Annotated in this window: 7 protein-coding genes; all 7 read left to right on the top strand. The window is 70.8% G+C overall.

Going from position 1 to position 6699, the window contains the following annotated elements; translation table 11 throughout:
• The first annotated feature begins 277 nt into the window (after window positions 1-277).
• Window positions 278-634 (top strand): NADH-quinone oxidoreductase subunit A, encoded by a 357-nt coding sequence (locus PLP61_RS13640; protein WP_324503286.1) that lies wholly within the window; start codon window positions 278-280, stop codon window positions 632-634.
• A 19-nt stretch (window positions 635-653) separates the two neighbouring features.
• Window positions 654-1208: a NuoB/complex I 20 kDa subunit family protein gene (locus tag PLP61_RS13635; protein ID WP_324503285.1), complete on the top strand. Its 555-nt coding sequence runs from the start codon at window positions 654-656 to the stop codon at window positions 1206-1208.
• Window positions 1205-1936 carry an NADH-quinone oxidoreductase subunit C gene (locus PLP61_RS13630; protein WP_324503284.1) on the top strand — a complete coding sequence of 244 codons (732 nt, stop codon included), beginning with the start codon at window positions 1205-1207 and terminating at the stop codon, window positions 1934-1936. The genes PLP61_RS13635 and PLP61_RS13630 overlap by 4 nt, the downstream gene beginning before the upstream one ends.
• Window positions 1936-3297: an NADH-quinone oxidoreductase subunit D gene (locus tag PLP61_RS13625; RefSeq protein WP_324503283.1), complete on the top strand. Its 1362-nt coding sequence runs from the start codon at window positions 1936-1938 to the stop codon at window positions 3295-3297. Before PLP61_RS13630 ends, PLP61_RS13625 begins: the two co-directional genes overlap by 1 nt.
• Window positions 3294-4001 carry an NADH-quinone oxidoreductase subunit NuoE gene (gene nuoE, locus PLP61_RS13620; RefSeq protein WP_324503282.1) on the top strand — a complete coding sequence of 236 codons (708 nt, stop codon included), beginning with the start codon at window positions 3294-3296 and terminating at the stop codon, window positions 3999-4001. Before PLP61_RS13625 ends, nuoE begins: the two co-directional genes overlap by 4 nt.
• Entirely contained in the window at window positions 3998-5308 is a 1311-nt protein-coding gene (gene nuoF, locus PLP61_RS13615; protein WP_324503281.1) for an NADH-quinone oxidoreductase subunit NuoF, read from the top strand. Before nuoE ends, nuoF begins: the two co-directional genes overlap by 4 nt.
• On the top strand, window positions 5305-6699 hold a 1395-nt coding region (locus tag PLP61_RS13610; RefSeq protein ID WP_324503279.1), incomplete at its 3' end, for an NADH-quinone oxidoreductase subunit G. The genes nuoF and PLP61_RS13610, both read left to right, overlap by 4 nt.

The following is a 6699-nucleotide window of genomic DNA, read 5'->3' as shown; positions in this document are numbered from 1 at the left end:
CTGGCCCGGCCAGCCCGGGCTGGCCGGGCTGCTCGCGGGCGCGGGGGGGCGGGCCGCGGAGTGGCCCAACCTCACCGGCGGCATCGTCGCGCTGCACCGCGCCAGAAAGGTCGCCGACGCGTGAAGCCCCGGGATGCAGCAGGCGATCCGGCACCCCTAGACTGTGCCGGTGACTTCGTGAAGGCCTTCACAAAGCCACATGGCTCCGGATCGGGTGCGGCCGGGCTGTCCGCGGACGGCGCTCCGGCGGCCCGCGGCGGATGAGGGAAGGACAGGGATGGAGCTCTACACGCCGATCCTGGCGCTGGTCATCCTCGCCGTCGGCTTCGCCGTCGTCTCCCTGGTGATGAGCGCGGTCATCGGGCCCAAGCGGTACAACCGGGCCAAGATGGACAGCTACGAGTGCGGGATCGAGCCGACGCCCCAGGCGATCGGTGGCCGGTTCCCGGTGAAGTACTACATCACCGCCATGCTCTTCATCGTCTTCGACATCGAGATCGTCTTCCTCTACCCGTGGGCGGTGCGCTTCGACGCCCTCAAGCTCTTCGGGCTCGTCGAGATGGTCATCTTCATCGGCACCGTGTTCATCGCCTACGCCTACGTATGGCGTCGGGGTGGCCTGGACTGGGACTGACGGAAGGCACAGCGAACAGATGGGTGTAGAGGAGAAGCTGCCCAGCGGGGTGCTCCTGACCACGGTCGAGGGGCTTGCCGGGTACATGCGCAAGGCCTCCTTCTGGCCGGCCACCTTCGGCCTGGCCTGCTGCGCGATCGAGATGATGACGACCGGGGGGCCGAAGTACGACCTGGCCCGCTTCGGCATGGAGGTCTTCCGGGCCAGCCCGCGGCAGGCCGACCTGATGATCGTCGCCGGCCGCGTGAGCCAGAAGATGGCGCCGGTGCTGCGCCAGATCTACGACCAGATGCCCAACCCGAAGTGGGTGCTGGCAATGGGCGTCTGCGCCAGCTCGGGCGGGATGTTCAACAACTACGCGATCGTCCAGGGCGTCGACCATGTCGTGCCCGTCGACATGTACCTCCCGGGCTGTCCGCCGCGCCCGGAGATGCTCATCGACGCGATCCTCAAGCTGCACGACAAGGTCCAGCACACCAAGCTGGGACCCAACCGGGCCGCCGAGATCGAGGAGCAGGAGAGCGCCGCGCTGACCGCGCTGCCCACCTCGCAGATGCGGGGGCTGCTGCGATGAGCGACGAGAAGCCTCCCGTCGGCGGCGCCGCCCAGGACCCGTCCACCGACCTGGTCTCCGCGGACGCCCAGGTGACCGAGACCGTCGGGGTGCGCCGCGGCATGTTCGGCGTCGCCGGCTCGGGCGACACCAGCGGGTACGGCGGCCTGGTGGCGCCGGTCGTGATGCCCGCGGCCGCCCAGCGGCCGTACGGCGGCTGGTTCGGCGAGGTGGCCGCCGCCCTCGAGGAGCGGGTGCGCGCCGCCGGGGTCGAGCACGCCGTGGAGCGCGTGGTGGTCCACCGCGGTGAGATCACCTTCCACGTCCGCCGGGAGGACCTGCCGCTGGTGGCGCAGACGCTGCGCGACGACGAGCGGCTCCGGTTCGAGCTGTGCGTCGGGGTCAGCGGCGTGCACTACCCCGGCGACGAGGGCCGAGAGCTGCACGCGGTCTACCACCTGCTCTCGATGACCCACAACCGTCGGGTCCGGCTCGAGGTCACCTGCCCCGACGCGGACCCGCACGTCCCCTCCCTCGTGGGCATCTACCCGACCAACGACTGGCACGAGCGGGAGACCTTCGACATGTTCGGGATCGTCTTCGACGGCCACCCGGCGCTCACCCGGATCCTCATGCCCGACGACTGGCCGGGCCACCCGCAGCGCAAGGACTACCCCTTGGGCGGCATCCCCGTGGAGTACAAGGGCGGCACCGTGCCGCCACCGGACCAGCGGAGGTCCTACAACTGATGGCTTCGACAGGCTCACCGACCAGCGGACCCGAGGACGTCTACGCCCCCGCGGGCGAGACCTCGCAGGGCCGGGTCTTCACCGTCACCGGCCAGGACTGGGACACCATCACCGACGCCCTCGGCGACCACATCGAGGAGCGGGTGGTCGTCAACATGGGACCGCAGCACCCGTCGACGCACGGCGTCCTCCGGCTCATCCTCGAGCTGGAGGGCGAGACGGTGACCGAGGCCCGGTGCGGCGTGGGCTACCTGCACACCGGCATCGAGAAGAACATGGAGTACCGCTCCTGGACCCAGGGGGTCACCTTCTGCACCCGGATGGACTACCTCTCGCCCTTCCACAACGAGGCGACCTACGTGCTCGGGGTCGAGCGGCTGCTCGGCATCGAGGAGGACGTCCCCGAGAAGGCCCAGGTGATGCGGGTCCTGCTCATGGAGCTCAACCGCATCTCCTCGCACCTGGTCTGCCTGGCCACCGGAGGCATGGAGATCGGCGCGCTCACGGTGATGACCATCGGCTTCCGGGAGCGCGAGCTCGTCCTGGACCTGTTCGAGCTGATCACCGGGCTGCGGATGAACCACGCCTTCATCCGACCCGGAGGAGTGGCCCAGGACCTGCCGCCGGGTGCCCTGGACGAGATCCGCGACTTCGTGGCGCTGATGAAGAAGCGGCTCCCGGAGTACGCCGACCTGTGCAACGCCAACCCCGTGTTCAAGGCCCGCCTCGAGGGCGTCGGGCACCTCGACCTGGCTGGCTGTGTGGCCCTCGGGCTGACCGGCCCGGTGCTGCGGTCCACCGGCTACCCCTGGGACCTGCGCAAGACCCAGCCCTACTGCGGTTACGAGGACTACGAGTTCGATGTGCAGACCTGGGACACCGCCGACGCCTACGGACGCTTCCGGGTGCGCCTGAACGAGATGTGGGAGTCGCTGCGGATCGTGGAGCAGGCCGCCAACCGCCTGGCGGACCTGGAGGGTGCCCCGGTCATGGTCGCCGACAAGAAGATCGCCTGGCCGAGCCAGCTCGCCGTGGGGTCCGACGGGATGGGCAACAGCCTCGACCACATCCGGCACATCATGGGCGAGTCGATGGAGGCGCTGATCCACCACTTCAAGCTCGTCACCGAGGGCTTCCGGGTGCCCGCCGGCCAGGCGTACGTGCCGATCGAGGGGCCTCGCGGTGAGCTGGGGGCTCACGTCGTCTCCGACGGCGGGACGCGCCCGTTCCGAGTGCACTTCCGCGACCCGTCGTTCACGAACCTGCAGGCGACCAGCGTGCTGGCCGAGGGCGGCTACGTCGCCGACGTCATCGTGGCGATCGCGTCCCTCGACCCGGTGATGGGGGGAGTCGACCGATGAGCGGCCAGCTCGACGAGACCACGATGGCCGAGCTGCGCGAGATCGCGGCCCGCTACCCCGAGCCGCGCTCCGGGCTGCTGCCGATGCTGCACCTGGTGCAGTCGGTGCAGGGCCAGGTCACCCCGGAGGGGATCGAGGCCTGTGCCGAGATCCTCGACCTCACCGCCGCCCAGGTCAGCGGGGTCGCGACCTTCTACACGATGTACAAGCGCCGCCCGGTCGGCGACTACCACGTGGGCGTGTGCACCAACACGCTGTGCGCGGTGATGGGTGGCGACGCCATCTTCGAACGGCTCAAGGACCACCTCGACATCGGCAACGACGAGACCGCGCCCCGGCGCCCCGGCGACGCCGCCACCGTCTCCCTGGAGCACGTCGAGTGCAACGCGGCCTGTGACTACGCCCCGGTGGTGATGGTCAACTGGGAGTTCATGGACAACCAGAGCCCCGAGTCGGCGACCCAGCTCGTCGACGACCTGCGCGCCGGCACGGAGGTCCACTCCACCCGCGGCCCCCGGCTGTGCACCTGGCGCGAGGCCGAGCGCGTGCTGGCGGGTTTCAACGACCGCCTGGCCGACGAGGGCCCCGCCGCCGGGGAGCCGTCGCTGGTGGGACTGCGCCTCGCCCGTGAGCACGGCTGGACCGCGCCGCCCCCGGACGAGGGCCCGTTGCCGGCCGCGACCGGCAAGGAGGGTGGGAAGTGACCGACACGCTGACCCCGGTGCTCACCGAGGACTGGGACACCGAGCGTCCGTGGCGGCTCTCGTCGTACGAGGCGCGCGGCGGCTACGCCGCGCTCACCAAGGCCCTGGCGATGAGCCAGGACGACGTGATCGCCGCGGTCAAGGACTCCGGCCTGCGCGGCCGCGGCGGGGCGGGCTTCCCGACCGGCATGAAGTGGGGGTTCATCCCGCAGGACAACCCACGGCCGAAGTACCTCGTGGTCAACGCCGACGAGTCCGAGCCGGGCACCTGCAAGGACGTCCCGCTGATGATGGCCAGCCCGCACACCCTGATCGAGGGGGTGGTCATCTCCTCCTACGCCATCCGCGCCCACCGGGCCTTCATCTACGTCCGGGGCGAGGTGCTGCACGTGGTCCGGCGGCTGCAGGCCGCCGTCGCGGAGGCGTACGCCGCGGGACACCTGGGCAGCGACATTCACGGCTCGGGCTACGACCTCGAGCTGGTCGTGCACGCCGGTGCCGGCGCCTACATCTGCGGTGAGGAGACCGCGCTGCTGGACTCACTGGAGGGGCGTCGCGGCCAGCCGCGGCTGCGCCCGCCGTTCCCGGCGGTGGCCGGGCTGTACGCGAGCCCGACGGTCATCAACAACGTCGAGTCCATCGCGTCCGTCCCCGGCATCATCGGCCGCGGGCCCACCTGGTTCTCCGCGATGGGCACCGAGCGGTCCAAGGGGCACGGCATCTTCTCCCTCTCCGGGCACGTCGCCCGGCCCGGGCAGTACGAAGCGCCCCTCGGGATCACCCTGCGCACGCTCATCGACCTCGCCGGAGGCATGCGCGAGGGCCACCAGCTGAAGTTCTGGACCCCGGGCGGGTCCTCGACCCCGCTGCTCACCGCCGAGCACCTCGACGTCCCGCTGGACTTCGAGGCGGTCGGCGCCGCGGGCTCGATGCTTGGCACCCGGGCCCTGCAGATCTTCGACGACACCACCTGCGTGGTGCGCGCGACGCTGCGCTGGATCGAGTTCTACAAGCACGAGTCGTGCGGCAAGTGCACGCCCTGCCGGGAGGGCACCTGGTGGCTGGTGCAGGTGCTGGCGAAGCTGGAGAAGGGCGAGGGCAGTGCCGCGGACCTCGACCAGCTGCTCGACCAGTGCGACAACATCCTGGGCCGTTCGTTCTGCGCGCTGGCCGACGGCGCCACCAGCCCGGTGATGTCGTCGATCCAGTACTTCCGGGACGAGTACCTGGCCCACCTCGAGCACGGCGGCTGCCCGTTCGACCCGGCCGCCTCGACCGTCTTCGCGACTGCGGGAGCGAGCGCATGACACAGGTTTCGGCAGGCTCGGCCCAGGGGTCCTCGCCCGGCCCGGAGAGGACCGACCTGGTCACCCTCACCATCGACGGCATCAGCACCAGCGTCCCCAAGGGGACGCTGGTGATCCGGGCCGCCGAGCAGATCGGCATCCAGATCCCCCGTTTCTGCGACCACCCGCTGCTCGACCCCGTCGGCGCGTGCCGGCAGTGCCTGGTCGAGGTGGCCCTGCCCGGCCCGGACGGGTCGCTGCGGCAGATGCAGGGGCCCCCAGGACGGATGAAGCCGCAGGCGTCCTGCACGCTCACCGTCATGGAGGGGATGGAGGTCAAGACGCAGCTCACCTCTCCGGGCGCCGACAAGTCCCAGCAGGGCGTCATGGAGCAGCTGCTGATCAACCACCCGCTGGACTGCCCGGTCTGCGACAAGGGCGGGGAGTGCCCCCTGCAGAACCAGGCGATGTCCAACGGCCGCGCGGAGTCGCGATTCTCGGCCGGCGGAGGTGTCAAGCGGACCTATCCCAAGCCGATCAACATCTCCGCCCAGGTGCTGCTGGACCGCGAACGCTGCGTCCTGTGCGCCCGGTGCACCCGCTTCTCCGAGCAGATCGCCGGGGACCCGTTCATCGCCCTCATCGAGCGGGGTGCGCTCCAGCAGGTCGGCATCTACGAGAAGGAGCCGCTGCAGTCCTACTTCTCGGGCAACACCATCCAGATCTGCCCGGTCGGCGCGCTCACCTCCGCGGAGTACCGCTTCCGCGCCCGTCCCTTCGACCTGGTCTCCACCCCCGCCGTGGCCGAGCACGACTCCTGTGGCGCGGCCATCCGTGTCGACCACCGCCGCGGCAAGGTGATGCGGCGACTGTCGGGCAACGACCCCGAGGTCAACGAGGAGTGGATCACCGACAAGGACCGCTTCGCCTTCGGCTACGCCCGCCAGCCGGACCGGCTCACCTACCCGCAGGTGCGTGAGGACGGCCGGCTGCGCCCGGCGTCCTGGGTGGAGGCCTTCGCGGTCGCGGCCCGCGGGCTCGCCGCCGCGGGACCGGCCGCCGTCCTGACCGGCGGCCGGCTCACCGCCGAGGACGCCTACGCCTACGCCAAGTTCACCCGGGTCGTCCTGGGCACCAACGACGTGGACTTCCGGGCCCGGCCCCTGTCTGCGGAGGAGACCGCGTTCCTGGCCGAGCACGTCGTACTGGCCGACGGGCCCCGGTACGCCGACCTGGAGGCCGCGGACACCGTGGTGCTCGCCGGGCTGGAGCCCGAGGACGAGGCCGGGACGCTGTTCCTGCGGCTGCGCAAGGCCGCACGCAGAGGCACCACGGTCGTCTCGGTGGCGCCGTACTCCTCCGCGGGTCTGCTCAAGACCGCAGGCCGGCTCGTGCCGACCGCCCCGGGGGAC

The organism is Nocardioides sp. (assembly GCF_035429765.1).
In the GTDB taxonomy this organism is placed as follows: Bacteria; Actinomycetota; Actinomycetes; order Propionibacteriales; family Nocardioidaceae; genus Nocardioides.
This window is presented reverse-complemented; position numbering and strand designations above follow the sequence as displayed.